This window comes from Achromobacter colocynthidis (assembly GCF_057334535.1).
Map to the genome: position 1 here is coordinate 129665 of NZ_JBHFIZ010000002.1, position 25163 is coordinate 154827.

General features: G+C 63.7%; 25 protein-coding genes, 1 tRNA gene and 1 pseudogene. 8 read left to right on the plus strand and 19 right to left on the minus strand.

Annotated features, from left to right (window positions below):
* The first annotated feature begins 24 nt into the window (after nt 1–24).
* Complete coding sequence (gene pstB / locus ACE04A_RS00940; protein WP_050449049.1) at nt 25–801, plus strand: phosphate ABC transporter ATP-binding protein PstB; 777 nt, start codon at nt 25–27, stop codon at nt 799–801.
* A gap of 122 nt (nt 802–923) precedes the next feature.
* Nucleotides 924–1000: transfer RNA gene (locus ACE04A_RS00945), tRNA-Pro, on the plus strand.
* A 188-nt stretch (nt 1001–1188) separates the two neighbouring features.
* On the opposite strand, the gene ACE04A_RS00950 is transcribed toward ACE04A_RS00945, so the two are convergent.
* From ACE04A_RS00950 to ACE04A_RS00995, 10 genes are all read right to left on the minus strand, one after another.
* A complete protein-coding gene (locus tag ACE04A_RS00950; RefSeq protein WP_279997189.1) occupies nt 1189–2256 on the minus strand; it encodes a type VI immunity family protein in 1068 nt (355 codons plus the stop codon).
* A gap of 308 nt (nt 2257–2564) precedes the next feature.
* Nucleotides 2565–3551, minus strand: coding sequence for a Bug family tripartite tricarboxylate transporter substrate binding protein (locus ACE04A_RS00955; RefSeq protein ID WP_259249341.1), 987 nt, complete (start codon nt 3549–3551; stop codon nt 2565–2567).
* Nucleotides 3552–3686: 135 nt separating this feature from the next.
* Nucleotides 3687–4634, minus strand: a complete 948-nt coding sequence (locus ACE04A_RS00960) for a hydroxymethylglutaryl-CoA lyase (RefSeq protein ID WP_448717778.1) — start codon at nt 4632–4634, stop codon at nt 3687–3689.
* Complete coding sequence (locus ACE04A_RS00965) at nt 4631–5824, minus strand: CaiB/BaiF CoA transferase family protein (RefSeq protein ID WP_448717779.1); 1194 nt, start codon at nt 5822–5824, stop codon at nt 4631–4633. Before ACE04A_RS00965 ends, ACE04A_RS00960 begins: the two co-directional genes overlap by 4 nt.
* A 141-nt stretch (nt 5825–5965) precedes the next feature.
* Nucleotides 5966–6862 carry a LysR family transcriptional regulator gene (locus tag ACE04A_RS00970; RefSeq protein ID WP_100854965.1) on the minus strand — a complete coding sequence of 299 codons (897 nt, stop codon included), beginning with the start codon at nt 6860–6862 and terminating at the stop codon, nt 5966–5968.
* Nucleotides 6863–7031: 169 nt separating this feature from the next.
* Nucleotides 7032–8138 carry an enolase C-terminal domain-like protein gene (locus ACE04A_RS00975; protein ID WP_448717781.1) on the minus strand — a complete coding sequence of 369 codons (1107 nt, stop codon included), beginning with the start codon at nt 8136–8138 and terminating at the stop codon, nt 7032–7034.
* Nucleotides 8139–8175: 37 nt separating this feature from the next.
* A complete protein-coding gene (locus tag ACE04A_RS00980; RefSeq protein ID WP_485819805.1) occupies nt 8176–9726 on the minus strand; it encodes an acetolactate synthase large subunit in 1551 nt (516 codons plus the stop codon).
* A 5-nt stretch (nt 9727–9731) separates the two neighbouring features.
* Nucleotides 9732–10364, minus strand: coding sequence for a glutathione S-transferase family protein (locus tag ACE04A_RS00985; RefSeq protein ID WP_279997194.1), 633 nt, complete (start codon nt 10362–10364; stop codon nt 9732–9734).
* Between the two features lie 61 nt (nt 10365–10425).
* Nucleotides 10426–11391 (minus strand): Bug family tripartite tricarboxylate transporter substrate binding protein, encoded by a 966-nt coding sequence (locus ACE04A_RS00990; protein ID WP_448717782.1) that lies wholly within the window; start codon nt 11389–11391, stop codon nt 10426–10428.
* Nucleotides 11392–11452: 61 nt separating this feature from the next.
* Nucleotides 11453–12241 (minus strand): SDR family NAD(P)-dependent oxidoreductase, encoded by a 789-nt coding sequence (locus tag ACE04A_RS00995; protein WP_448717783.1) that lies wholly within the window; start codon nt 12239–12241, stop codon nt 11453–11455.
* A gap of 140 nt (nt 12242–12381) precedes the next feature.
* Here ACE04A_RS00995 and ACE04A_RS01000 point away from each other — a divergent pair, with 140 nt between their 5' ends.
* The gene (locus ACE04A_RS01000) at nt 12382–13218 is read left to right on the plus strand and encodes a FadR/GntR family transcriptional regulator (protein WP_279997197.1); all 837 of its coding nucleotides are present in this window, start codon (nt 12382–12384) and stop codon (nt 13216–13218) included.
* 47 nt (nt 13219–13265) lie between these two features.
* Here the strand turns inward: ACE04A_RS01000 and ACE04A_RS01005 are convergent, their stop codons facing one another.
* From ACE04A_RS01005 to ACE04A_RS01020, 4 genes are all read right to left on the minus strand, one after another.
* Nucleotides 13266–13487: a hypothetical protein gene (locus ACE04A_RS01005; RefSeq protein WP_448717784.1), complete on the minus strand. Its 222-nt coding sequence runs from the start codon at nt 13485–13487 to the stop codon at nt 13266–13268.
* A gap of 21 nt (nt 13488–13508) precedes the next feature.
* The gene (locus ACE04A_RS01010; RefSeq protein ID WP_485819791.1) at nt 13509–14054 is read right to left on the minus strand and encodes a DUF305 domain-containing protein; all 546 of its coding nucleotides are present in this window, start codon (nt 14052–14054) and stop codon (nt 13509–13511) included.
* A gap of 97 nt (nt 14055–14151) precedes the next feature.
* Nucleotides 14152–14616 carry a DUF2269 family protein gene (locus ACE04A_RS01015; protein WP_448717786.1) on the minus strand — a complete coding sequence of 155 codons (465 nt, stop codon included), beginning with the start codon at nt 14614–14616 and terminating at the stop codon, nt 14152–14154.
* Nucleotides 14616–15914, minus strand: a complete 1299-nt coding sequence (locus tag ACE04A_RS01020; RefSeq protein WP_448717787.1) for an SDR family oxidoreductase — start codon at nt 15912–15914, stop codon at nt 14616–14618. The genes ACE04A_RS01015 and ACE04A_RS01020 overlap by 1 nt, the downstream gene beginning before the upstream one ends.
* Nucleotides 15915–16013: 99 nt before the next feature.
* On the opposite strand from ACE04A_RS01020, the gene ACE04A_RS01025 reads away from it, so the two are divergent.
* On the plus strand, nt 16014–16532 hold the full coding sequence (locus ACE04A_RS01025) for a hypothetical protein (protein WP_485819792.1): 519 nt from the start codon (nt 16014–16016) through the stop codon (nt 16530–16532).
* A 39-nt stretch (nt 16533–16571) separates the two neighbouring features.
* On the opposite strand, the gene ACE04A_RS01030 is transcribed toward ACE04A_RS01025, so the two are convergent.
* Both ACE04A_RS01030 and ACE04A_RS01035 read right to left on the minus strand, forming a co-directional pair.
* Nucleotides 16572–17078 (minus strand): YciE/YciF ferroxidase family protein, encoded by a 507-nt coding sequence (locus tag ACE04A_RS01030; RefSeq protein ID WP_485819793.1) that lies wholly within the window; start codon nt 17076–17078, stop codon nt 16572–16574.
* Nucleotides 17079–17167: 89 nt separating this feature from the next.
* Entirely contained in the window at nt 17168–17737 is a 570-nt protein-coding gene (locus tag ACE04A_RS01035) for a DUF4142 domain-containing protein (RefSeq protein WP_448717790.1), read from the minus strand.
* A gap of 208 nt (nt 17738–17945) precedes the next feature.
* Here ACE04A_RS01035 and ACE04A_RS01040 point away from each other — a divergent pair, with 208 nt between their 5' ends.
* Nucleotides 17946–19115, plus strand: a complete 1170-nt coding sequence (locus tag ACE04A_RS01040) for a zinc-dependent alcohol dehydrogenase (protein ID WP_485819794.1) — start codon at nt 17946–17948, stop codon at nt 19113–19115.
* Nucleotides 19116–19133: 18 nt separating this feature from the next.
* On the opposite strand, the gene ACE04A_RS01045 is transcribed toward ACE04A_RS01040, so the two are convergent.
* The 3 genes and pseudogenes from ACE04A_RS01045 to ACE04A_RS01055 all read right to left on the minus strand — a co-directional run bounded on the left by ACE04A_RS01045 (nt 19134) and on the right by ACE04A_RS01055 (nt 21776).
* Nucleotides 19134–20042, minus strand: a complete 909-nt coding sequence (locus ACE04A_RS01045; protein WP_448717792.1) for a DNA/RNA non-specific endonuclease — start codon at nt 20040–20042, stop codon at nt 19134–19136.
* A gap of 105 nt (nt 20043–20147) precedes the next feature.
* The gene (locus ACE04A_RS01050) at nt 20148–20750 is read right to left on the minus strand and encodes a LysE/ArgO family amino acid transporter (protein WP_100854976.1); all 603 of its coding nucleotides are present in this window, start codon (nt 20748–20750) and stop codon (nt 20148–20150) included.
* A gap of 118 nt (nt 20751–20868) precedes the next feature.
* Nucleotides 20869–21776, minus strand: a pseudogene (locus ACE04A_RS01055) (LysR family transcriptional regulator).
* Nucleotides 21777–21906: 130 nt separating this feature from the next.
* Here ACE04A_RS01055 and ACE04A_RS01060 point away from each other — a divergent pair.
* The 3 genes from ACE04A_RS01060 to ACE04A_RS01070 are packed head-to-tail and all read left to right on the plus strand — an operon-like array spanning nt 21907 to nt 25139.
* Nucleotides 21907–22863, plus strand: coding sequence for a hydroxymethylglutaryl-CoA lyase (locus ACE04A_RS01060; protein ID WP_448717793.1), 957 nt, complete (start codon nt 21907–21909; stop codon nt 22861–22863).
* A gap of 32 nt (nt 22864–22895) precedes the next feature.
* A complete protein-coding gene (locus ACE04A_RS01065) occupies nt 22896–24122 on the plus strand; it encodes a CaiB/BaiF CoA transferase family protein (protein WP_438858096.1) in 1227 nt (408 codons plus the stop codon).
* 30 nt (nt 24123–24152) lie between these two features.
* Nucleotides 24153–25139 carry a Bug family tripartite tricarboxylate transporter substrate binding protein gene (locus ACE04A_RS01070; protein ID WP_485819795.1) on the plus strand — a complete coding sequence of 329 codons (987 nt, stop codon included), beginning with the start codon at nt 24153–24155 and terminating at the stop codon, nt 25137–25139.
* Nucleotides 25140–25163: the final 24 nt, after the last annotated feature.

Here is a 25163-nt window from a genome sequence, read left to right on the forward strand (position 1 = left end):
CCCCCCGGAGCCAAGGGAAGAGAAATGGAAAACACCGCTACCGCCGTCAAGAACAAGATCGAGGTCAAGAACCTGAACTTCTACTACGGCAAGTTCCATGCGATCCGCAATGTGAACATGTCGATCCAGGAGAAGAAGGTTACCGCCTTCATCGGCCCCTCGGGCTGCGGCAAGTCGACGCTGTTGCGCACGTTCAACCGAATGTTTGAACTCTACCCGGGCCAGCGCGCCGAGGGCGAGATCGTTCTGGACGGCGAGAACCTGCTGACGACCAAGACCGATATCTCGCTGATCCGCGCCAAGATCGGCATGGTGTTCCAGAAGCCCACGCCGTTTCCGATGAGCATCTACGACAACATCGCGTTTGGCGTGCGCCTGTTCGAGCGCCTGTCCAAGGGTGAAATGGACGAGCGCGTGGAATGGGCCTTGAGCAAGGCCGCGCTGTGGAACGAAGTGAAAGACAAGCTGCACCAAAGCGGCAACAGCCTGTCGGGCGGCCAGCAACAGCGCTTGTGCATTGCGCGCGGCGTGGCCATCAAGCCGGAAGTGCTGCTGCTGGACGAGCCGTGTTCCGCGCTGGACCCGATTTCCACCGCCAAGATCGAAGAGCTGATCGCCGAACTGAAGAACGACTACACCGTCGTCATCGTGACGCACAACATGCAGCAGGCCGCGCGCTGCTCGGACTACACCGCCTACATGTACCTGGGCGAGCTCATGGAATTCGGCCAGACCGACCAGATCTTCGTGAAGCCGTCGCGCAAGGAAACCGAGGACTACATCACGGGCCGCTTCGGCTGATTTCCGTGCCGGGTTGACCTGGTGATGCAAGAAAGCGGCGCGCCCGGAATGGCGCGCCCCAGAAACACAGCCTGGCGCGCAGCGCCCCGGGCGGCCTGGATTCTGGTATAGTTGCCACCCTTCGGGGCGTAGCGCAGCCTGGTAGCGCATCTGCTTTGGGAGCAGAGGGTCGTGAGTTCGAATCCCACCGCCCCGACCAATAAAATCAAGACCTTACGGTGATGTCCCGCAGTTCTGCTTTGTTTTAGTGGACTAGCTAGTGGACTAGTTGCAAAAGCCCTTCCTACGCGCCGCATAGGAGGGGCTTTTTTATGCTGTCTCACCCGGCAAGAGAGTCGCGAACCGGATCAATCGACCGTAAGCACTGAGAAAAGCGTGCTACAGCCTTTAGCCTAGTGTGTGCTCAGCGTCTAGTCTCGGCGTATCGAGGAGTCGCGCTTTAAAATCGAGTAATTCTTCGTCCGCGACATCGAAGCGTTGGATCCAGGCTTCTCCCTTGAGGCCAGTCAGACGGGGCTCGCCAGCGGCACTGGCGATCAGATGCAACCAGAATGCTGAACTGCGTAGAGGCTTGAGTACCGCGTTGGGAAGAACGTACTGCGGCGGTTTGCCATCAATTGCGGTCGGGGCAAGGTCCGGCTCATTGCCCGCTTGAATAACGATGCCGCTGTCGTAGTCATAGAAGGCGAACCAGTCAGGTGGCAACTCTGAGCGCAGCGTGTGTAGCCCCCCGGCTTGCGCCACCATGTCGTGGTTGATGGCAGTCAACCAAGAAACCGTTTTGAATGCATTCCGCTTGAGCTTGGCGGCTGAGAATGCAGGTGCGCCGACATCCACCCCACGCGCTTGTTCGGAGGTAAATGCCTCGGTAGGCTGGTTACTATTCCATTCGGAAGGGGACAATACAAAGCCGAAGCCTCCATGGCCGTGAAATGCTTGGAGCCGACGCGCAAATTCAACGAACATGGCCTGAAAGGCGGTGGGCCGCTCGATTATGTCGACGAAGGGTAGCGCGAACTGCAAGACATCCAGCTGACCGGTCTTCTTGGCGATCCAGGCTGGTTCAGCGTTGACATAGAAGGAATACGGCCCGGCATCCTCGCGCTTGGAGCCGCTCGTGTACTGCAGGGCTATCTGCTCGTTCTGATCAAGCGCCTTGAAGAAGTCACGTATTGGTGCGGCCTTGGCGTAGGGCATGCATGGCGGGCCTGACGCGGGCTCCTCACGCCACAGCCACGTTAGCGCCTCACCTACATGAGCCCGGTATTCGTCAAAGCACTGGGCGATCGCCTCCCGCTTGGACTGCGTGTAGCCACCCTCAAAATATAAGGTGCCGGTGATGGCAATGACCGCGCCCACATAGTCGTGACGACTCTTCGGCATGAGCATCGCCCCGGGAAACTGCTGAGCTTGCGTGGTCTCGCGAAGTACGGCCGCGAAGGCTTCGTCGCTCATGTTGGGATCAAGGTCTGGCATAGGTCATCTCAGGGTATAGCGGGTGCGGGCACCGGGGTTCCACCGGGCAGGGGCGGCAAGCGGCCGCGCAAATACAGTCGCAGCAAAGTGTAGAGTGCCTGGCTGGCACAGCGTACTTGTCTAACTCTTCGGCCTGGCGTTCGCGCCCCTCCACCCGATTGCAGTCGCATTGGGTCGATTTGAGAGCAGAGGGTCGTGAGTTCGAATCCCACCGCCCCGACCAAAAAATGAAAGGCCGTTAGTGAGCATTCTCACTAACGGCCTTTTTCATTTCAGAAAGCCTTTACTCAGTTAGCCGTGATCTTCGCGGCCTTGACTACCTTGCCCCAGCGGTCCAGTTCCGATTGCGTATACGCACCCAGTTCCTTCGGCCCCATGAAGATGGCTTCCGCCCCTTGTTCGGCGGCCTTTTGGCGGAAGGCGTCGGTCTTCATGATTTTCTGGATTTCACCGGCGATCTTGTCCACGACTGGGGCGGGCGTGTCCTTGGGGGCGTACATGGCGAACCAGGATGACACGATCAGGTCGGGATAGCCGGCCTCGGCGGCGGTGGGCACGTTGGGCAGGGACGGCAGGCGGGTGTTGCCGGTGACGGCCAGCGCGCGCAGCTTGCCGGCGGCGATCTGGCCCAACAGCGGCGGGGGAGTGGTGATGGTCATGTCCACGGCGCCGCCCAGCAGGTCGTTCAGCGCGGGGCCGGTGCCCTTGTAGGGGATGTGCGTGATCTGCGTGCCTGCCATCTGGTTCAGCAGTTCGGTGGCCACCTGTTGCAGCGAGCCGTTGCCGGACGATGCGTAGTTCAGCTTGCCCGGATTGGCCTTGGCGTAAGCCACCAGTTCCTTGAGCGAGTTGATGGGCAGGTCCGGGCGCACCACCACGACTTGCGGTGCCGACAGCACGTTGGCGACGGGGGCGAAGTCCTTGATCGGGTCCCAGCCGGCGGTGGGCGTGACGTGGGGCGTGATGACCTGGAAGCCGGAGTATTGCAGCAGCAGCGTGTAGCCGTCGGCCTTGGCGCGGGCCACCGTCTGCGCGGCGATGCCGCCCGAGGCGCCCGGCTTGTTCTCGACGACGACGCTCTGGCCCAGCGCCGCGCCCAGGGGCTGGGCGATCAGGCGGGCCGCGATGTCCGTGGTGCCGCCGGGCGCGGCGGACACGATCAGCGTGACCGGACGATTGGGAAAGTCGGCTTGGGCGCTGGCGGCGCTGGCGCCTAGGGTCAGGGCGGCGGCGATACCGGCGCGCAGGATGGTGGGCAGGCAGGGGAATGCCATGGAATGTCTCCTTGGTTTTTTATAGGTGTGGTCAAAACAAAAAACGGATAAACGGCTGCACTACATCGGTACTTCACTACATCGGTACTTCACTACATCGGTACTTCAGTGCATCGGTACTGCACTACATCGCGACTATTGCGGAAATCTCTCGGCCAGCCAGGCGGGCGCGGCGTGGGTCGCCAGGCGGGGGCCTGCTTGCAGCAAGGCGTTGCTCAGATCGCGCTGCACCAGTGCAGGCAAGCCGCGCACGATGGCCAGCAGCGGCGCAAGCGACACGCCGGTATCCACGCCCATGCAGGCGAACATGTGCACCAGTTCTTCGGTGTTGACGTTGCCGCTGGCGCCGGGCGCGTACGGGCATCCGCCCAGGCCGCCGGCCGCCGCGTCAAAGCGGGTGATGCCGGTTTGCCAGGCGGCCATCGCATTGGCCAGCGCCATGCCGCGCGTATTGTGCAGGTGCACGGTCAGCGCCACGCCGGGCAGGCGCGTGGACGCCTGTTCACACAGGCCGGCCACTTGCGTCGGGAACGCCATGCCGGTGGTGTCGCACAGGGTGATGCCGGTGGCGCCGGCGTCCGCCAGCCGTGTGGCCAGGTCCAGCACCTGATCCACCGGCACGTCGCCATCAAACGGGCAACCGAAGGCGGTGGACAGGGACACATTGCACGGCGTGCCGCTGCGGCCCGCTGCGGCCAGCACCTGCGACAGTTCCGCATACGACTGCTCGCGCGTCATGCGCAGGTTGGCGCGGTTATGCGTCTCGCTGCACGACATGACCAGGTTCATTTCGTCGGTGCCGGCTTCCAACGCGCGTTCCAGCCCGCGGATGTTGGGCACCAGCGCGGTATAGATCACGCCCGGATGGCGGCGAATGCGGCGCATTACATCCGCTGCGTCGGCCAGCGCGGGGATGGCCTTGGGCGACGTGAAACTGGTGACTTCGATGCGCGCAAAGCCGCAGTCGGACAGAGCGTCCACGAAGGCGACCTTGTCGTCGGTGGCTACCAAGGCTTTTTCTATTTGCAGGCCGTCGCGGGGGCCAACTTCGTTGATCTCGATCTTTGCGGGGCCGGTGTTCATGCAATCACTCCCTTGGCGCGCAGCGCGTTGCGTTGTTCGTCCGACAAGCCCGCCTGCGCCAGCACGGGGTCGGTGTGCTCGCCCAGGGTAGGCGCGCGTTCGCGCACCGCGCCGGGGTTGGCCGACAGATACGGAAAGACGGCCGGCATTTCCACTTGCACGCCGGCGGCGGATTCTACGGTGGTGATGGCATTGCGGGCGCGGTAGTGCGGGTCGGCGGCAATATCCGCCACCGAATAAATGCGGCCAGCCGGCACGTCAGCTTCGCGCATCGCGGCCAACACGTCGTCGATCAGCCGGGTTTGCGTCCAAGCACCGATGGCGGTGTCGATCTCGGCCACGCGTCGAGCGCGGCCATCGTTGTGCGCCAAGGCCGGGTCCTGGCCCAGATCGTCGCGGCCGATGCGTGCCATCAGGCGGGCGTAGATGGCGTCGCCGTTGCCGGCGATGAGCACGTAGCCGTCCTGGCACGGATAGGCGTTGGACGGCGCAATGCCCGGCAGCGCAGCGCCGGCCGGTTCGCGCACGGCGCCGAACACGGAGTATTCCGGCAACAGGCTTTCGCTCAGGTTGAACAGGCTTTCGTAGAGCGCCGCGTCGATCACTTGGCCCACGCCGCCACGCGCATCGCGCTGGTACAGCGCCATCATCACGCCCAGCGCGCCATGCAGGCCCGCGATGGTGTCGCCCAGCGACAGGCCCGCCCGCACCGGCGCGCGGCCCGGCTCACCGTTCAGGTAGCGCAGCCCGGCCATGGCTTCGCCGATGGCGGCAAAGCCCGGCTCGCGCGCCTTGGGGCCGGTCTGGCCATAGCCCGAGATACGCAGCATGATCAGGCGCGGGTTCAGTTCATGCAGGGCTTCCCACGACAAGCCCCATTTTTCCAGGGTGCCGGGGCGAAAGTTTTCGATCAGCACGTCGGCCTGCTGGGCCAAGAGGCGCACGATGTCCTGGCCTTCCTGCTGACGCAGGTCCACACACACCGACTGCTTGTTGCGCGACTGCGCTTCCCACCACACGGACGTGCCTTCGTGCAGCAAACGCCATTTGCGCAGCGGGTCGCCTTGCCCGGGGGGCTCGATCTTGATGACCTGAGCGCCAAAATCCGCCAGGGTCTTGGCGGCGAACGGCCCTGCTATCAGTTGACCCAGCTCCAGCACGCGGATGCCAGCAAGAATCTGCCCAGCCATTTCGCCTCCCTGGCGACACTCGATATTGATAGGCGGCAGTGTGCGCGCAAAGCGACGCCGGGCGGAATGGACAATCGGGGAAAGGGGTGTTCCCAGAACGAGAAACCCCGGGCAAACCCGCAGCGGCTTCGCCTTAGTGCCTTAGTTATCGCCGCGCAGATGGGCCAGCAACAGGCGCGCGCCCACGGTCAGCGTGTCGGCGTCGCGCACGCCCAGCAGCAGCCAGCGGCGCGCCCATTCGTCGGTCAGGGGAATGAGTTTGATCGGCATCGACCGCGCATGCGGCTCGGCCGCGATGCGGGGCAGAATGCCCACGCCACGGGTCGCCGCGACCATGCGGCAGATCGCGTCAAAGCTGCGCACCTGGATGCGCAAGCGCATCGCTCGCCCCAGACGACCGCTTTCGTCGGACAAACGGGTAGCCAGCGACGTGGCCGGCGGCAGGCCCACGTAGTCGTAGGCCAAGGTGTCCGCAAACGCCACTTGCGCCTCAGAAGCCAAGGGGTGGCGCTGTGGCACGATCACCACCAGTTCATCCAAGCGGTAGGGGAAGGTCGACAAGCCGTCGGCGGGCGTACGGTCGGCGAATACGCCGATATCGGCGCGGTTCTCAAGCACGGCGGTGACGATGTCGCTGCTGTTCTGTTCTTCCAGGTCGATGCGCACGGCCGGGTGGCCATCCATGAAGGCGGCCAGGTCTTCGGGCAGGAACTGCGTCAGCGACGAGGTATTGGCGGCAATGCGCACCTGCCCGCGCACGCCTTGCGCGAAATCCGACAGCGCGCCCGTCATCTGCTCCACTTCCTGCAACACGCGCAGCGCGTGGACCAGGCAGGCCTGGCCGGCATCGGTCAGTTCCACCCCGGCGGCGTTGCGGTACAGCAGCGCGGTGCCCAGGGCGGTTTCCAGGTCGGAGATCCGCTTGCTGGCCGCCCCCACCGCCAGATGCGATTGGCGCGCGCCAGCCGAGATGCTGCCCTGGCGCGCAACGGCAACAAACAGGGCGAGTGTGACGAGGTCGATACGGGCAAGGTTCATGGAAAAATCCGGCGCGGGGTATGCCAAGGCGGTGGCGGGCTGAATGCTGTAGCCGGGCCGCCAGGGCAATAATTATGTCCGAATTCTTCCATTCTTCCTTGATGGGGTCGACGGCGCGATCAGGCTACCCGGAGCGGTCGGGTGGCGCACACCGGTGGACCGCCTGCCGTCACAGCATCGCGACGCGCTTTCGCTCGATCAGATCGAAGTCGATCTTCGCCCCCAGTCCGGGGCCGGTCGGTGCATGGACGTAGCCCTCGGCGTCCGGCTCTATGTCCTCGATCAGACCGTATTTCTGTGCCCCACCGGGCAATAGCACTTCGAAGAACTCGGTGTTCTTCAGCGCCATGGCCACGTGCAGTTGCGCCACGTTGTTCAACGAATTTCCTCCGTGGTGGATTTCGTAATTCATGCGGAACGCTTCGGCCAGATGCGCCGTCTTCAGCATGTTGGTAATGCCGCCCTTCAGCGGGACATCGCCGCGCAGGAAGTCGGTCGCGCTTTGCTGTATCCACGGCACATAGGCATCCAGGACGGCGGCCGGGGCCTCGGTTGCCATGATGGGGATGTGCAGTTGCTGCTTCAGCTTTACGTAGTTGTAGATGTCCGAATCCTGCAGCGGGTCCTCGTACCAGTAGTAATCCAATTCCTCTATCGCACGTCCTACCCGCACGGCTTCGGGATACTGATAAGCCCAGGCGGCGTCCAGCATCAGCAGGTAGTCGTCGCCTACGGCCTTGCGCACGCCTTCGCATACGCGGATGTCCTCTTTCCAGGGGTGGGGCGGATGGATCTTGTAGGCGGCCCAGTTCAACGCTTGATAGTGACGCGCGTCGTCGGCGTATTCTTCGACCGAGTCCAGGATCATCGAGCTGGCGTAGGCTTTGATCTTGTTGCGGTAGCCACCGATCAACTGGTGGATGGGCTGGCCGGCGACCTTGCCCGCGATGTCCCACAACGCGACGTCGCAGGCGCCGATGGTGCGCACCGTGGTCGTCCGCGAACGCCGCCACATGGCCTGGAACAGGCGTTCCCGGTCCAGCGGGTTCTGGCCCATCAGTATGGGCTTCAGGTACTTGATCAGGTTTGGGCCGTCCAGATCGGCGGGGTAATAGGCCGATCCCAGGAAGGCGTGGCCCGTCACGCCCGCGTCGGTCTGGATGGACAGCAGCCCCAGCTTGCTGGAACCGGCAAACTTGCCGGTGTGCGCGGCGTAGCTGGTTGGCGGAATGTCGTCCCAGGCGAAAAGCGTAAGACTGACGTTGTCGATTTTCATGAAGGCTCCCGTTCATCGCGGCGTGCGGCCGCCTGGTTCAACACAGCAGTTCAATCAGGTAGGGACCTTGCGCATGCAAGGCGCGCGATAAGGCGTCGGCGAGCCCTTCCATGGTGTCGGTGCGTTCAGCGGGCACGCCCATGCCCTGGGCCAGTCGTACCCAGTCCAGCGCGGGGTCGTTCAAGCTGAACAGCGCGTCGGACGCGGGGCCCGGCACCGCGCCGACGGCGCGCAGTTCGCCTTGCAAAATGGCATAGGCCCGGTTCGCGAAGACGATGGTCACGACGTTCAGACGTTCGCGGGCTTGCGTCCACAGGCCTTGCAGCGAATACATGCCGGCGCCATCGGCTTGCAGGCAAATCACGGGGCGGTCTGGGCACGCGATCGCCGCGCCGGTGGCGGTGGGAATGCCCCCGCCAAGGGCGCCGCCGGTGTTCTGCAGCCAGTCATGTGCGGCGGCCTGGAAAGTCGGCGTGAACAGCCCGCGTCCGGATGTGACGGCGTCTTCCATCACGATGCCGTCATGCGGCAGAAGGCGCGCCAGCACCTGGCCAAACGCCGCCGGCGTGAACGCACCGCTGGGCATGCCCGTTTCCGGCGCGGGCAATCCAAGATCGACCTGCCGTGGCGCCCGCAGTGCTTCGGCCAGTGCAATCAGCGCTGCCTCGGCATCTTCGTCGACGCCGGCCAACGGGATCACCGTCGTCCCCTGGGCGCACAACTCGCTGGGCTTGTCGGGATACGCAAAGAACGCCGCGGGCGCCGGTGCCCCGGCCAGGATCAACGTGCGGACGGGCGCCAGCGTGGCCAGCGCCTGGTTCACGGCATACGGCAATCGGTCGATAGGCGGCCGCCCGTGTCCGCGCGGCATGCGTGCCACGAAAGTGGTGGTGCGCAGTGCCGCACCCGTGGCGCGGGCGATACGCCAGGCGGCCAGCTGGCCCGCTTCCGTCAGCCCGCCAGTACCCAGCAAGATCATGGCGGCGCCGTCGGCGCCCTGGGCACGCAAGGCGCGCGCAGCCTGGTCGATGTGCTGGCTGCTGGCCTGACGGCGGGCCGGCACCGGGTGGGGTCGTTGCGGGCCGTCGGACTCCGTCCAGGCTGTGTCGGCGGGCAGGATCAATGTGGCCACACCGCCTGGCGCCGTGCGGGCGGCCTGTACCGCCAGCGCGGCGTCATCGGCCACGCTACGGGCATGGCGCGACAGACGTACCCATTGCGACATGGGCCGCGCCAGGCTTTCCACGTCGGACGTCAACGGCGTGTCGTAGGCGACGTGGTAGGTTGCGTGGTCGCCCACAATATTGACGACGGGCGTGTAGGCACGCTTTGCGTTGTGCAGGTTTGCCAATCCATTGGCCAGCCCTGGGCCGCAATGCAGCAGGGTGGCGGCGGGGCGCCCCATCATGCGGCCATAACCGTCGGCGCAGCCCGTCACGACGGTCTCGGCCAAACCCAGCACGCAGCGCATGCCGGGGACTCGATCCAGCGCCGACACAAAGTGCATCTCCGATGTTCCCGGATTCGCAAAACATGTGGTGACGCCTGCATTGACCAACGTGCGCACCAGCGCTTCGGCGCCGTTTATCGGCGTCATGGCGACTTCCCCGTGTCGGCATGCAAGCGCATGCCCGCGATGACGCCGGGACGCTGGCTCATGCGGTCAGCCCAGGCCGCCAGCGCCGGGAATGCCGCCGGGTCAAGCAGGTTGCGGCGCAGCGCGTAGTTGGGATACAGGATGAAGTCCGCATAGCTGATGGTGTTGGCCAGGTAATCGCGCTTGGCCAGATGTTCCTCGACGATGCGGAAATAGCGGGCGAAGCGCTTCTGGAACAGGTCGATGTGTTCTTGCACTTTCAGCGGCGACACCACTTCCACCTGGTTCATCGAAGCGCTGGTGCCGCCTATATCGGTGCCCGCTTGCCAGGCCCATTGCATTGCTATGGCCCGGTCGGCGGCGTTGTCGGGAACAAAGCGGCCTGCTTTCTGGCAGGCGTACAGCACGATGGCGCCCGACTGGGCCAGTACCAGCGGCTGGCCGCCTGGCCCATCTGGATCGACCATGGCGGGGATCTGGCTGGCGGGATTTATCTTCAAGTAGTCGGGCGACTTTTGCGCGCCGGCGCCCACATCGATGGGGATGACGCGATGCGGCAATTCGCATTCGGCCAGGGCAATGGTGGCACGCAGGCCATTGGTGGTGCGCCAGGCGTAGAGATCTATCATCGAATCTGTCCTTTATGGCAGGGCAAGCGGGTGGCTGACGGGGGGCGGCCACCTGTCACCGTCATTGCACTTTGATGTCGGCGCGCTTGATCAGCGCTGCCCATTCACTAGCTTCCTTGTCCAGCCAGGTCTTGTATTCGGCGGACGACTGGTACACGGGTTCCACCATCATTTTTCTCAGTGTCTCTTTGGTGTCGGGCTGGTTCATGAAGTCCTGCACGGCCTGATTCAGCTTCTGAACGGTTTCGGGGGGCGTATTGACGGGCGCGAACAAGCCTTGGGATATCAGCGCCGAAAATCCTGGTACTCCTGATTCGCTGATCGTGGGGATCTCGGGCGCATACGGGGAGCGCTTGTCGGTAGCGATCGCCAATGCACGCAGCTTTCCGGACCGCAGCAACTCCAACACGGATGGCAATCCCGTGAACACCATGTCGATGTGGCCACCCGCGGTGTCGGTAATCGCGGGGCCGCTGCCTTTGTACGGAACGTGCACGAGTTTGATCTTGGCTTGTTCCATGAGTCTTTCAGCCGCCAAGTGCGTAATGCCGCCCGTTCCAGACGACCCGATCGACAACTTGCCCGGGGACTTCCGCGCGGTTTCCAGCAGATCCTGGAACGTCTTGAAACGCGAGTTCGCGGGCACGACCAGCACGTTCCCGAACGTGGCCAGATTGGCCACGGGGATCAAGTCCTTGCGGGAGTACGAAAGGGGTGTGTATAGCGAGGGAATGATGGAGTAGACAGCGGAATCCGACACCAGCAGCATCTTGTTGGGCGGCGTTGACCTGACCACCGCCTCGGTGCCGATGATGCCCCCCGCGCCCGCGCGATTTTCAACGATCACGGTTTGGTTCATGGCCTTGCCCAGCCCTGGCGCGACCAGGCGGGCGAAGAGATCGGAGCCGCCTCCCGGGTTGTAGGGAACGATCAGTTGTATGGGTTGCCCCTCTTGCGCCAGAGCGGAAGCGGGGGCGATAGACAGCCCGAGTGCGACGCAGGTCGCGCGTAACAGTATTTTGAACATTGGTTGTCTCCGTGTTCTTTGTTCTACTGCTTATAGGTACTGCTTACAGAAGGGGAACGGATCAGAACGTGCCTGGATAGGCGCCGCCATCCAGCAGAATGTTTTGCCCCGTCAGGTAGCCGGCATCCATGCCGCATAAGAATGCGCAGACGGCACCAAATTCTGCCGGTGTGCCGAATCGGTTCGCGGGAATCGCCTCGCGCCGATGATCGGTATAGGACTCGACCGACGCATTCGCGCGCCCAGCCATCGCGGTCAGATTGCTGCGCAGGCGGTCTGTATCGAAGGTGCCGGGCAGCACGTTGTTCAGGGTGACATTTCGTCCAGCCAGCTTGGCTTGCCGCGCCAACCCCGCGATGAACCCGGTCAGGCCGGAACGCGCGCCGTTCGATAGTCCCAATGCCGCGATCGGTGCTTTGACGGCCGACGACGTAATGTTGATGACCCGGCCGTAGCCGCGTTCGGCCATGCCGTCGACAGTGGCCTTGATCAACGCAATCGGCGCCAGCATGTTCGCGTCCAGTGCGCGGATCCAGTCGTCGCGCGTCCAATCCTGCATATCGCCCGCGGGCGGTCCGCCTGCGTTGTTGATCAGGATGTCGATGACGGGGGCTTGCGCCAGCGCGGCTTCCCGGCCCTGCTCGGTGGCGATATCGCCAACGGCGGTACGGATCTCGACATTTGGCGCCAGCATGCGTAGTTCTCTAGCTGTGCTTTCCAGCGTGTCCGGGTGGCGGGCAGTGATCACAAGATTCACGCCTTCGGACGCCAACGCTTGCGCGCATCCGCGCCCCAATCCTTTGCTGGCGCCGCACACCAGCGCCCATTTGCCCGCAATCCGCAAGTCCATCTTGATTTGTCTCCGGTGGCAGTCATGGCTACGTTTCATCGTTTGCGCTAAATTACATCATTGTTAAGTTGTAAGGCAACTATTTTGAAGGGTGTCCATCCAGGCCAAATGCGGGGCACAGCTATACTGGCCGCCAATCAGTGCGCCGCCCAGCTCTGGCACCACGCGGCCATCTGATCCCCGGAACTTCTATGTCCAGACCTAAAACAGACAATCGGGCTCCGGCCCCGGAAAGTGAATCTTCCGAAGCGCAAGACTTGCGCGCTCAGCGTCCGCCCCGACTGGCCGACCAACTCTACGATCGGTTGCTACAGCAGATCACCTACGGAAAATATCCGGAAGAAAGCCGGCTGCCTTCCGAGATGGATTTGTGCGCGACTTTCGGCGTCTCCCGCCCCGTGGTGCGCGAAGCGCTATTCAGGTTGCAGGCCGACGGCGTCATTATTTCCCAGCGCGGCGCCGGCTCGTATGTGCGTCGGCGGCCCAGCCCTGAACTGGTGAAACTGGCGCCGATAGGCGGGCTGGCAGAGCTGGTGCGCTGCATGGAATTGCGCAGTGCGCTAGAAGGTGACGCTGCCTGCATGGCGGCGACACGTCGCAGCGAAGGTGATCTGCAAGCCATGGCTACTGCGCTGGAAGACATGCGCGTCGCGTTCGATGCTCGCCAGGTGGGCAACGAGGCTGACTTCCGGTTCCACCAAGCGATCGCGAACGCCTGTGGAAATGACTTGTTCGTGACGATGCTGCAATCGCTATCCAAGCAGATATTCGATTACATGCGTGTGATGCGCAGCCTGGCGTTATCCAGCGCGGTCACTCGCGGCCAACAAGTGCAGCGAGAGCACGAGCGCATTTTTCAAGCCATCAGCAAGCAGCAGCCCGAAGAGGCGCGTGACGCGATGCGCGAGCATATCTACAACTCCAGAATGCGGACGCTGGACGCAAGCTTTTCGCCCACGGTCGCGCGCAAGCGTTAAGGGCACGTCGTTGGCCGGCGGTCCGCCGACGCGCCCGTCGACATGGGCTACTCGCTGATATGGGCGAACTGAATCGAATCAGGTGCGATACCCCCCTGGCGCAGGCGCGCGTCCACGTCCTCTTGCCCACCATCGGGAACGCCTGCTTCAGGCAACTCCAGCCAGTTCGCCAGTTCGCGCTTTGCCTGGCTCATTTCCGAAATGCCGCCATTGACCAAGGCGACACCGTCGCCGCCGTCAAGTTTGCGATAGCTGATCTGCGTTTTCATTTTTCTCTCCTGGTGCGTGGGTTATTCCGGCTTGGGCGCCGGCAGGCCTAGTTCTCGGTAGTCGCGAAGCTCCGGGCTGCCTTCGGGCGGCGGATTCTTTTCCAGGTCGGCGATAAGCCGTTCCATTTCGCCTATTTCCTTGACCTGTGCCCGGATGATTCCATCCGCCAGTTTGCGAACGCGCGGGTCGCGGATGTGCGCGCGTTCACTGGTCAGAATCGCAATGGAGTGGTGGGGGATCATGGCCCGCATGTACGAAATATCGTCCACCGTGGCTTGGCTGCGCACCAGCCACAATGCGGCGGCGAAGGCGACCACGCTGCCGATGACGATGCCCAGGTTGATGCGCCGGTTGCGATACATTGACAGCATGAATCCCAGCATGACCACCGCCATGACGGCGCCCATGATCACGGCCATCCACAGCCGCGGTTGGCTGAAATAGATATGCGACAGGGCATAGACGTTCAAGTACATCAAGCCGTACATGATGGTCGTCGCTACGACGATCATCAGTGCGAAGCGGGCGTAACCCCTCTTTTGAGTGTTGTTTGACGATTTGTCCATGGGCCGACTCCCGCGGGTATACACATGCCCGCCGCGCAGCAAGTTCTGTTCCGAGAGGAATTGAGCGCTTGGAATCCAGGCGGTCCGGAATTGCCCTCTACGCCGGCTTGAACACCATCAACCAGAAAATGCCCAGAAAAGCGCCCAGCGCGGGAAAGCCCAACACGAACCAGGCGCGGAAATAGCGCATGAACGTGGGCGACAGTGGTTGCCCGGCTTGCGCCGAGGCCGTGGCGCTGTCGCGCATCAGCATTTGAAGCCTGACCACGGGCAGCCAACATGCGATGGCGATCGCGTACAGGATCAAGGACGCGGACAGCCACGGCGTGCTCCATGGAAGCTGCATCAGGTGCACCAGATACCAGCCCGTCAGCGGCTGGATGACCGCCGTGGTCGCGGTGAACAACCAGTCGGCCATCACCACCAGGCGGGCCACGGCGGCTACCACCTTGGGGTCGCGGCCCCGCACCACGCAAAGCAGGTAGAAAGCGGACCCGACGCCGGTGCCGAACAGCAGCGTCGAGGACAGGATGTGCAGCAGCTTGAACCAAAAGTAATCCATCAACGTCTCCCCGCCCGGCTATCGCAGAGATACAGCAAGGCCAGCACGGCCAGCATCGGCAGGTTCTTGGAGAGGGGTCCGAATGGATGTAGCCATTGTTCGGGCAAGCGCAAGCTGATGATGGCGGAATAGCCAAGAATCAACGCTATTTGCGCCACCCAGACCCAGCGTTTGCGTCCGCCCAGATTCATCAGGGTCAGCACACCCAGCGCCAGATCCAGCCCCGCGGCGCTTGCCAGCATTGCCGGTGCGAGCGCGGGGGGGATGCCGGCGCGCGCCAGCAGCGCCAGGCTGTCGGCGATGGGGTACAAGCCCAGCGATACCGCGGCCGTCCATAGCCAGACGGCGGCAATGCACAAGCGCATGATCGGCAGCATGAGACGCAGGCTGGCCTCGGCGTGAAGCGGGCCTTGCTCTTGCGCCTTGATGAAGGCGCTAGGGGCGGTGGGGGAACGGCCGAGCAAGGCGGCAAAGGGGGCGGGGTTACCAGTGTTGCCACGATTCAGCATGGCAAGGCTATCGGGGTGGATCAACGACCCCGGTAGCCATTGCGCGGCCACGGCGATGGGGTGCGCAAGGCCAGTGGGCACGGCGATGATCCATTGGCGCCCCGCGATCCCGAAGCCTTGCCGCAGCAACGCCAGGTATTTCCGAACCGTCACGGGTTCGGGGCCGCAGAACGCAATGGTGGTGGGGGCGTGCGCCGGTTGTGCGAGCATCGCCCGAACGCCATCGACGACGTCGTCGACATATACGGGTTGAATGCGTTGCCAGCCGCCCGCCGGCAACGCGACGACGGGCAGGGCGGCCAACAGGTTGAATAGTGCCGCGCTGGCCCCGCCCGTTCCGTATACCAACGACGGCTGCACGATGTACGCGGCGGAACCTGCCGCCCGTAGCGCATCGTCCGCCACGCGCTTGCTCAGATGGAAGCCGGTACGGGCGTCGGCGTCCGCGCCCAAGGCGGAAAACTGGACGATCTGCGCGCCGCATTGCCGGGCCGCTGCGAATAGCGCGATCGCCGCGTTTCCGTGCACATCTGAAAAGTGCGCGGTGCGGGTTTCGCGGAATACGCCCACGGTGTTGATGACGGCCTGAACGCCTGACAGGTGCGGCAACCAGTCTTCAATGCGGGTCAAACGGGCAAAGTCGGCGGGCACGTATCTTGCTCGCGGCACGTTCAGATCGTCGGCGCGCGGCGTGCGAACCAGGCAAACCAGATGATGGCCGTCGTTGCGCAAGGCGTCTGCCAATCGACCGCCGATAAATCCATGAGCACCAGTCAGCAGAATTTTCATTGGCGTTCCCTTTTGTCGCTAGGGCGGAGTCAGGGGCTGCAACGAGCAGCAATCGCCATACCCGCGGGTACCAACAAGGATCAAACTTGGGAGACTGACATGCACGAATGGCGCCAGGCTTTTCGGGAAGGAGTGCGTAGTGGCAGTGCCGCCAGCGCGTTGTCGACGTTGGCGCTGATGGCCTTGTCGCGGCGACAAGCCGGGCATATGGCTGCCGCGACCAATGCCACCAGCCAGTGGGTGTGGGGGGATCGCGCGCTGCATCAGGACGACATAAGCTGGCAGCACACGGTGCCGGGCTTGCTGATCCATCACGCGGCCTCGATTTTCTGGGCGACCCTGCACGCGCGCGCCAGCGCAAGTGCGCAGCAGACCTCGTGGGGAAAGCGGCCGTGGGTGGAAGGGGCGTTGGTGGCGGCGACGTCCTGCTTCGCCGACTACCAGCTCACCCCCAAACGGCTGCAACCTGGCTTCGAACAGCGGCTGACGCGCGGCGCGCTGCTGTTGGTCTATATTGCGTTCGGCGCGGGCATCGCGCGGGCGTCCGGTGGCTTGTCGCGGGGCGAGTCTCGAACCCCGCGTCGTCCGCCACGCCGAAGCCTGCGCCGAGCCCCGTGACGAATGCGACGGGATTGCCCCGACCCTGGCTTCTGCTGCTTATTTCGCCTTGCCCGCCTGCGCGGCTTCCGCATTGGTTTGCTGCAGGGCAAGCATGCTGAGCTTCTCGTCGGTGGCCTTTTCCTCGGCCAGCGTTTCCTTCAACAAGGTCAGCGCCTGGGTCATGCCAAGTTGTTTGGCGAAGGTGCATAAGGTGCCGTAGCTGGCAATTTCGTAATGCTCGACCTTCTGCGCCGCCGCGATCAAAGCCGCGTCGCGCACCGGGCCTTTTTCTACGTCTTCCATCACGTCGCGGCCTTCCTCCACCAAGCCTTCCATCGCCGCGCACTTGATGCGCTTAAGACGAAAATCGGCCGATTCTACAATCTTGTCGATGCGTTCCACCTGACCCCGTGTTTCCTCCAGGTGCTGAGTGAAGGCGGCTGCCAGCGAGGGTTCGCTGGCAGCGCGGGCCATCTTCGGCAGCGCTCGTGTCAGTTGCTTTTCGGCGCTGTAGATGTCCGATAGTTCGTGAATGAAGAGATCCTGCAAAGTCTTCTGCGTCATGTTCTGCTCCCGTGGGTGATAGACGGCCATGATTGGCCCAGCCGCTTTCAGCAAACACCATGCCTGTGTGCGCTTGCGGTCAAACCCGGTCAGCTTGCCGGGGCTTTGATCGCTTTGCGCAGCGCGCGGGCCATGTCCAGATGGCGCTTCAACAGGGGCAGCGTGTCGGCGGCGAAGCGCTTCAGATCGTTGTCCGTGGCGTGTCCGGCGGCCTCTTCGAATAGCTCGATAGCGTCCTCGTGCGCCGCCACGCCGATCTCATCGCCATAGGCTTCGTCAAAGCCGTCGTCGCGCAGCTCCAGCGCTTTCAGCTTGGCGGCCTGGACCAGCGATGGTTGCTTGGGCGTCTCGTAACCCTTCTTCTTGACCAGCGCCTGGATTTGCTCGCCCAGCCTTGTGTGCTCGTCGATCATCTTCTGGGCGAATTGCTTGACTTGAGCGTTGCGGGATTTTTTCAAGGCGAGCTTGCCGCCCGCGATTTCCATATAGCCGGATTCCGCCGCCTTGGTCAGAAAGCCTCGGTCCTCACTGTTCAATTGCGTGATCGATGCGGACGAGCCGGGTGCGCTGGGGTCGGGGGCGGGTTGCGCAAATGCGAAGCCCGGCGCGGCCAGGAATAACGCGATGCATAGGCTTGCGCTCAACACGGGCTTGTTCATTTCCTATCTCCTGGGTGATACGCGCCGGCAGAACGTGGCCGCTGGTTCCGGCAGGATTTGCCGGCCGCGCACCGTGAGAGAGCAAGCCGCGTACCTGCTTGGCCAGGATCCGCTGCGGCCAACGCTGGCGAGGCACGCCAGAGGCACGATAGTTGCTGCCCATTCCCCGCGACCGCAACCCTGCGATTGCATGTCAAAGGGGATACACATGAAAGCACTCTGCTGGCACGGCAAACACGATGTCCGGTACGACACCGTTCCTGATCCAACCCTGGAACATCCAGGCGACGCCATCATCAAGGTAAGCGCCTGCGCCATTTGCGGTTCGGATCTGCATCTATTCGACGGCTTCATGCCGCAAATGAAGTCCGGAGACGTACTCGGGCATGAATTCATGGGAGAAGTGGTGGAGGTGGGCAGTGAAGCCAAGCGCCTGAAAGTGGGGGACCGCGTGGTGATTCCGTTCACCATTACTTGCGGTCAATGCGAGCAGTGCCTGCGAGGCAATTTCTCGGTCTGCGAACGCACCAACCGGAACGCGGATGCGGCGGCCAAGATGTTTGGCCATACCACGGCCGGCTTGTTCGGATATAGCCATTTGACGGGCGGTTACGCGGGCGGGCAGGCAGAATTCGTGCGGGTACCGTGGGCCGATACCACGCACATCCCGGTGCCACCCGAACTTAGCGATGATCAAGTCTTGTTTCTGGGTGACATCTTTCCCACGGGTTGGCAGGCGGCGGTGCAATGCGAGATTGAACCCACCGACACGGTTGCGATCTGGGGCGCCGGTCCGGTGGGCCAGATGGCGGTGCGCAGTGCGGTCTTGCTGAATGCCAAGCAAGTAATCTGCATCGACGACGTTCCCGAACGCTTGAAGATGGCCAGTGATGGCGGCGCCATTCCGATCAACTTTCAAGAAGAAAGCGTGGTCGACAGGCTGCAAGCGCTGACGCAGGGCAAGGGGCCGGAGAAATGCATAGACGCCGTCGGCATGGAATCGCACTCCAGCCACACCATGGGCGAACTGTATGACCGGGTCAAGCAAGCCGTGGGCGCCGAAACCGACCGGCCGCACGTGCTGCGCGAAATGATCTACGTGTGCCGGCCGGGCGGGGTCTTGTCGGTGCCGGGCGTGTACGGCGGCTTGATCGACAAGATTCCGTTTGGGGCATCGATGAACAAGGGGCTGACCTGGCGCATGGGCCAGACCCATGTGCGGCGCTGGACCGACGAATTGCTGGATTTGATTGTCGATGGCCGCATCGATCCGTCGTTCGTGATTACCCACCACGAACGCCTGCAAGCCGGCCCCGATATGTACAAGACGTTTCGAGACAAGCTGGACGGGTGCATCAAGGTGGTGTTGAACCCTTGAGGCCAGGCGCGCGGGCCCCTAGGAGCCGGACGGCAGCAACTGCATCCCCGTGCGGCGGACGAATTCTTCGTAGCTGATCGGGGCGCTTTCTTTTGCGCTGGCGTTGTTGGCCTGCCAGTGCACCCATGAGCGCCGGGTAGTGGCGTCGTACACCACCTTGTAGACGTGGCTGGGCACCGCCACGCCGAAGCCGATGGATGCAGGCTTGCCGGCGTAGTAGGGGCCGGTATAGACATACACATCGCCCGCCGCGCGCATGACGAACTTGCGGGTGTCTTGCTCGATGCGGCTCCAGGGGCCGGCGTTCTGCGTCTGGTCTTGCGGCACCATGTTGGCAAGCGAAAAGCTTTGCGCCATGGCGTCCCGGGAATACATGTCGCCGGCGGGCGCCATGTGGCCGCGCGAGTAGCCGGACCCCTTGTAGTCGTCCAGGCTGGCGCGTTCGCCGCTGGGCAGGCGGGCTTCGGCGTAGAACTTGTCGGTGCGCTGCAAGCCCTGCGCCTGCGTCAGCAGCTTGCGGTTCAGGCGTTCGGCGACAAATACCGGCGTCTTCGTCTGTCCGTTGTGCAAGACGGCAAAGGCTGAAAAGCACAGCTCGCGCAGCGCGGGGGCCGAGGGCACGACGGGCAGGTTGCCGGATGGGAAAAACTGCGGGCAGTCGGCGAAGCGAGTGTGGGTCAACGCCCCGGAAGGGATGGCAGCCGGGGCAAACTTTTCCTGGGCCGGCCACCCCAAGCGCGCCAGGATGGCATCCGGCGAGAACTGCGCGGGCCATTGCGGCTTCAAGACATAGGTGGTGGCGCCGAAGCTGGCCAGTGACGAAACCAGAAGCGCCCTGAAGAACCGATAGGCACGGCTTGCCGATTTGCTATTGCCCCGAGCTACCGGGCGTTTTCTTGTTGATGCTGTTTTCTTCGCGCGCGTCATGCTACCTGTGTGTTGCGGGCTGGGCCACCGTAGGGCCAGCGTCGCCGAATTGTAGATGACTGACTGCGGGCGACCGCAAGCTCAGTCCGCTACAACAACAGTTCGTCACAACACCAGTTTCAATCCGATCGCAAACATCGCCACGCCCACGCAGCCGTCCAGCACCCGCCAGGCGTTGGGGTTCGCAAACAGCGGTCGCAGCAGCCGGGCGCCATAGCCCAGCGTGAAGAAAAACGTGAACGACGCGCACATGGCGCCCAGCGCGAAGGCGGTTTTGGCGCCGTCGTACTGGCTGGATATCGACCCCAGCAGCACCACGGTGTCCAGGTACACATGCGGGTTGAGCCAGGTGAACGCCAGGCAGGCGGCCAGGGTGGCGGCAAGCCCGGTGGTTTGGCGGGCGGAAGGCGCCAGGCTGTCGTGCTGGGCGCGCAAGGCCGAGCGCAAGCTGCGCGCGGCGTAGAGGAAGAGGAACAACGCGCCGCCGTAGCGCATGGCGGGTTCCAGCCAGGGCAGTGTGTCGGCCGCCAGTCCAAAGCCCGCCACCCCCGCCGCAATCAGGATGGCGTCTGAGGCGGCGCAGGTCAGGCAGACCGCGAACACGTATTCCTGGCGCAAGCCTTGTCGCAGGACGAAAGCGTTTTGCGCGCCGATGGCGACGATCAAGCTAAGGCCGAGCAGGAACCCGGGAATGAATGCGGTCGTCATGGCAACTCTCGTGGCAACCCTTATGGAAAGGCCGACAGACTAGCCGCTGACAGGGGATTAGAAAAACTAAATAATCTAAATCAACATTAGTTCGTCTACACAACATGGTGGCCAGGTGTCACCCCGACGCCCGGCCCGCCGCGACCAGATGGTCCAGCAACAGGCTGGCCGCCGCCGACAGCGAATGCGCGTCGCGCATGCAGATGGCAAAGCGGCGATGGCTCCAGGGGTCATGCAAGGGCAACACGCGCAGGCCATGGGCCAGGGCATAGGGCGTGGCCACCTCGATGGGCGCCACGCTGATGGCCAGGCCTGCCAGCACGACGCGGAACGCGGAGTCGAAATTACTGACGGTGACGCGGTGGCGCAAAGACTTGCCGCTTTGGTTGGCGGCGGTTTGCAACATGCGCAAGACCGCACTAGCGGCGGGCATGTTGACGTGCTCGTAGTCCAAGGCCTCGTCGAACCAGACCGCGTCGCGTTCGGCCAGCGGATGATCGGGCGCCGTGACGACAGCCAGGCGGTCGCCCCGGTATGGCCGGGTGTCCAGCCCATGAAAGTCGGCCGCGTCCCAGCAGATGCCAGGCTGGCGATGCCGCCCTTGACCTCTCGCACGACGTCCTGGCTGACGCGCTCTTCCATGTCTACGCGGATGTTGCGGTGGGGGGCGGCTTGCAGGAATGCCGCGATGTCCTCGGCCAGGGATTCCGCCAGAATGGACGCGGTGGCCAGGATGCGCACCTGCCCCTTCACGCCGCTGGCGTAGGCCGACATGTCGCGTTCAATGCGTTGCGAACTGGCCAGTATCGCGCGCGCGTGTTCCAGCAGGGTTTCGCCGGCCTCGGTGGGTTCGACGCCCCGACGCTTGCGCGTCAACAGCTTGGCGCCCACGGTGTCTTCCAACTGCGCCAGGCGTTTGCTGATGGCCGAGCCGACGATGTTGGCGTGTTGGCCGGCGCGGGCGATGTTGCCGGTTTCACAGACGGAGATGAACAGGCGCAGGGTGGTGATGTCCAGGTCGCGCATGGCGGGGCCGCCTTATTAAGAAGTTCCAGAATGGAATATTAGTCGTTCCAGAATACCGCTTGTGCGTGAATCGAGAATATCTAAACTGGCTTGGTTGCTTGATGAAGCCCTACTGGATAACGCCGCTGCCATGCCGATCGCCCCGTCCTCCTGTTTTCCGAACCGCGCCACGGTGCGCGAAGTGGGGCTGCGCGACGGCTTGCAAAGCCTGTCCGTCGTGATGCCCACGCAAACCAAGCTTGAATGGATCGATGCCGCCTACGCGGCCGGCCAGCGCGAGATTGAAGTGGGGTCATTCGTACCCGCCCGCTTGTTGCCCCAGTTGGCGGATACCGAGACCTTGGTGGCCCACGCCAAAGGCCTGGACGGATTAACGGTGTCGGTCTTGGTGCCCAACTTGAAAGGCGCCGAACGCGCGCTGGCCAGCGGCGCGGACCTGATGCTGGTGCCCTTGTCGGCCAGCCATGCCCATAGCTTGGCCAACCTGCGCAAGACCCCGGATGAGGTGGTGGCGATGGTGGGCCAGATGCGCGCGGCGCGCGATGCGGCCGGGTCGTCGATGCTGATTGAAGGCGGGGTGGGCACGGCCTTTGGCTGCACCTTGCAGGGCCATGTCCCGCCGCAGGAAGTATTGCGGCTGATGCAGGCCTTGCTGGATGCGGGCGCCGACCGCGTCAGCCTGGCCGATACGGTGGGCTACGCCGACCCCGCTGCGGTGCGGCGGCTTTTCGACGAGGCGCGCCGCCTGGCGGGCGACCGCCTGTGCTGCGCGCACTTTCATGACACGCGGGGCTTGGGGCTGGCCAATGTGCTGGCCGCGTTGGAAACGGGCGTGTCGCGTTTTGACGCTTGCCTGGCGGGCATCGGCGGCTGCCCGCATGCCCCCGGCGCCAGCGGCAATGTCAGCACGGAAGACCTGGTTTTCATGCTGGAAAGCATGGGCATCGCCACCGGCGTGGACATCTGCCGATTGCTGGCGCTGCGTCAGAAGGTTGGCGTCTGGCTGCCGGACCAGCCCTTGCACGGCGCGCTGTGGCAGGCCGGCCTGCCCAAGACGTTCCATTCCCTATCCGGCGCGGCTGCCTGATTGCGCCCGCCCAATATCTTTCGAGCTTACCCATGCCACAACCGATTCAAGATACTGCTACGCCCCCGTCTCCCCGTGCATTGCCGCTGGCCGGCTTGCGCGTGGTCGAATTCACGCACATGGTGATGGGCCCGACCTGCGGCATGGTGCTGGCGGACCTGGGCGCCGAAGTCATCAAGGTGGAACCGGTGCGGGGGGATCGCACCCGGCATCTGCTGGGTGTGGGCGCGGGCTTCTTCCCGATGTTCAACCGCAACAAGAAGAGCATCGCGCTGGATATCCAAAGCCCCGAGGGCGCCGCCGCCGCGCGCAAACTGGCGGCCAGCGCCGACGTGGTGGCCGAGAACTTTCGCCCCGGCACGATGGCCAAGTACGGGCTGGACTACGCCTCGCTGTCGCAAGACAACCCCCGGCTGATCTACGTCAGCCACAAGGGCTTTCTGCCCGGCCCCTACGAGATGCGCACCGCCCTGGACGAAGTCGTGCAAATGATGGGGGGGCTGGCCTACATGACCGGCCGGCCTGGCGACCCGGTGCGCGCGGGCACCAGCGTCAACGACATCATGGGCGGCATGTTCGGCGCCATCGGCGCCATGGCCGCGCTGATCCAGCGGGGCATTACGGGCCGGGGGCAGGAAGTGCAGTCGGCCCTGTTCGAGAACAACGTCTTCCTGGTGGGCCAGCACATGCTGCAGTACGCCATTACCGGCCAGCCGTCCGCACCAATGCCCGATCGCGTATCCGCCTGGGCGCTGTACGACGTATTCACCGTGAAGGATGGCGAGCAGATCTTCCTGGCGGCCGTCAGCGATGCGCAGTGGATCACCTTCTGCGACGCCTTCGGATTCGATGACTTGAAGCGCGATCCGGCCATGGCCACCAACAATGACCGGGTGCGTCTGCGCCCCACCTTGTTGGCCGACCTGCGCGAGCGTTTGGCCGGCTACAGCGCGGCGGAACTCTCAAGCGTATTCGAACGCATCGGCTTGCCGTTCGCGCCTATCGTCAAACCCGAAGCGCTTTATGACGACCCGCATCTGCGCGCCACGGGCGGGCTGGCCGACATCCGGCTGCCCGACGGCGAACGCGCCGGCCAGACCGCGGGCGCGGCGTTGTTCCCCTTGATGATGGACGGACACCGGCTGGGGGTGCGGCTGCACCCGCCGACCTTGGGCGTGGACACGGACGCCGTGCTGGCGGACCTGGGTTATGACGCAACGCAGATTGCGGCGCTGCGGGAGCAGGGCGCGGTAGCGTGATGGGAAACAAAAAGCCAACAGGAGACAAACATGAGCAATCAACGCGCGGGGTGGAGCCGCCGACAACTACTGGGAGCGCTGGGCGTGACGATGTTGGGCGCGCCAGCCCTGGCCAGGGCGCAGTCGGACCGGCCCATCAAGTTCATTCTGCCCGTGGGGGTGGGTTCAGGCGTGGACACGATCACGCGGTCGGTCGGCCCGGCGCTGTCCGCTGCGCTGGGCCATACGGTCGTGGTCGAAAACCAGCCGGGCGCCGGCGGCATCGTGGGCACGTCCGCGTTGGTGCGGTCGGCGCCGGACGGCTACACGCTAAGCATGCTGTCGAACAACCATGTGATTTTTCCCAGCGTCTATAAGTCTTTGCCGTTCGACCCGCTGACCGACATTACGCCGATCAGCATGGTGGGCATGACGCCGTTTCTGATCGTGGCCAACCCGAAGCAGATCGCGGCGGGCAACCTAAAGGAGCTGACCGCGTTGCTGTCGGCCGAACCCGGCCGCTATAACTACGCCTCGTCGGGCAACGGCACCATCCTGCATCTGGCCGCCGAGATGTACGTGCAGCAGGCGGGCGTCAAGGCGCGCCACATTCCTTATAAGGGCGTGGGCCCCATGATGGCGGACCTGATAGGCGGGCAGGTGGATTTCGGCGTCTTGTCGCTGCCTTCGGTGCTGCCGCAGATAAAAAGCGGTGCGCTCAAGGCACTGGCGGCTTGTGGTGGCGAACGGATGGCGGCCTTGCCTGATTTGCCCACGGCGCGCGAGCAGGGGCTGGAGAATTACGAGATCGGTGGCTGGTTCGCCGCGGTGGGGCCGGCCAAATTGCCGGCGGCCGATGTGCGCCGCATTTACGACGCATTGGGTCGGGCGTTCAATTCGCCCGAGGTCAAACAGGCCATGGCGGCGCAGAACACCCGGATTCTGCTGATGCCCCCCGACCAGACGGCGGCGTACTTTCGTTCTGAAATGGCGAAGTACGCGGTCGTGGTGCGGGGGGCGGGGCTGGAGCTGATGTAGGGCAGGTAGCCGGTGGCGGACAGG

Excerpts from the sequence above, each read along its gene's own strand:
- ACE04A_RS01070 (WP_485819795.1), top strand. The coding sequence starts at position 24,153 with ATGAGCAATCAACGCGCGGGGTGGAGCCGCCGACAACTACTGGGAGCG.
- ACE04A_RS00990 (WP_448717782.1), bottom strand. The coding sequence starts at position 11,391 with ATGTTCAAAATACTGTTACGCGCGACCTGCGTCGCACTCGGGCTGTCT.
- ACE04A_RS01030 (WP_485819793.1), bottom strand. The coding sequence starts at position 17,078 with ATGACGCAGAAGACTTTGCAGGATCTCTTCATTCACGAACTATCGGAC.
- ACE04A_RS01035 (WP_448717790.1), bottom strand. The coding sequence starts at position 17,737 with ATGAACAAGCCCGTGTTGAGCGCAAGCCTATGCATCGCGTTATTCCTG.
- ACE04A_RS00960 (WP_448717778.1), bottom strand. The coding sequence starts at position 4,634 with ATGAACACCGGCCCCGCAAAGATCGAGATCAACGAAGTTGGCCCCCGC.
- ACE04A_RS00955 (WP_259249341.1), bottom strand. The coding sequence starts at position 3,551 with ATGGCATTCCCCTGCCTGCCCACCATCCTGCGCGCCGGTATCGCCGCC.
- pstB (WP_050449049.1), top strand. The coding sequence starts at position 25 with ATGGAAAACACCGCTACCGCCGTCAAGAACAAGATCGAGGTCAAGAAC.
- ACE04A_RS01020 (WP_448717787.1), bottom strand. The coding sequence starts at position 15,914 with ATGAAAATTCTGCTGACTGGTGCTCATGGATTTATCGGCGGTCGATTG.
- ACE04A_RS00965 (WP_448717779.1), bottom strand. The coding sequence starts at position 5,824 with ATGGCTGGGCAGATTCTTGCTGGCATCCGCGTGCTGGAGCTGGGTCAA.
- ACE04A_RS01010 (WP_485819791.1), bottom strand. The coding sequence starts at position 14,054 with ATGGACAAATCGTCAAACAACACTCAAAAGAGGGGTTACGCCCGCTTC.
- ACE04A_RS01040 (WP_485819794.1), top strand. The coding sequence starts at position 17,946 with ATGAAAGCACTCTGCTGGCACGGCAAACACGATGTCCGGTACGACACC.
- ACE04A_RS00985 (WP_279997194.1), bottom strand. The coding sequence starts at position 10,364 with ATGATAGATCTCTACGCCTGGCGCACCACCAATGGCCTGCGTGCCACC.
- ACE04A_RS01065 (WP_438858096.1), top strand. The coding sequence starts at position 22,896 with ATGCCACAACCGATTCAAGATACTGCTACGCCCCCGTCTCCCCGTGCA.
- ACE04A_RS00950 (WP_279997189.1), bottom strand. The coding sequence starts at position 2,256 with ATGAGCGACGAAGCCTTCGCGGCCGTACTTCGCGAGACCACGCAAGCT.
- ACE04A_RS01045 (WP_448717792.1), bottom strand. The coding sequence starts at position 20,042 with ATGACGCGCGCGAAGAAAACAGCATCAACAAGAAAACGCCCGGTAGCT.
- ACE04A_RS00995 (WP_448717783.1), bottom strand. The coding sequence starts at position 12,241 with ATGGACTTGCGGATTGCGGGCAAATGGGCGCTGGTGTGCGGCGCCAGC.
- ACE04A_RS00975 (WP_448717781.1), bottom strand. The coding sequence starts at position 8,138 with ATGAAAATCGACAACGTCAGTCTTACGCTTTTCGCCTGGGACGACATT.
- ACE04A_RS01025 (WP_485819792.1), top strand. The coding sequence starts at position 16,014 with ATGCACGAATGGCGCCAGGCTTTTCGGGAAGGAGTGCGTAGTGGCAGT.
- ACE04A_RS01060 (WP_448717793.1), top strand. The coding sequence starts at position 21,907 with ATGCCGATCGCCCCGTCCTCCTGTTTTCCGAACCGCGCCACGGTGCGC.
- ACE04A_RS01050 (WP_100854976.1), bottom strand. The coding sequence starts at position 20,750 with ATGACGACCGCATTCATTCCCGGGTTCCTGCTCGGCCTTAGCTTGATC.
- ACE04A_RS01005 (WP_448717784.1), bottom strand. The coding sequence starts at position 13,487 with ATGAAAACGCAGATCAGCTATCGCAAACTTGACGGCGGCGACGGTGTC.
- ACE04A_RS00970 (WP_100854965.1), bottom strand. The coding sequence starts at position 6,862 with ATGAACCTTGCCCGTATCGACCTCGTCACACTCGCCCTGTTTGTTGCC.
- ACE04A_RS01015 (WP_448717786.1), bottom strand. The coding sequence starts at position 14,616 with ATGGATTACTTTTGGTTCAAGCTGCTGCACATCCTGTCCTCGACGCTG.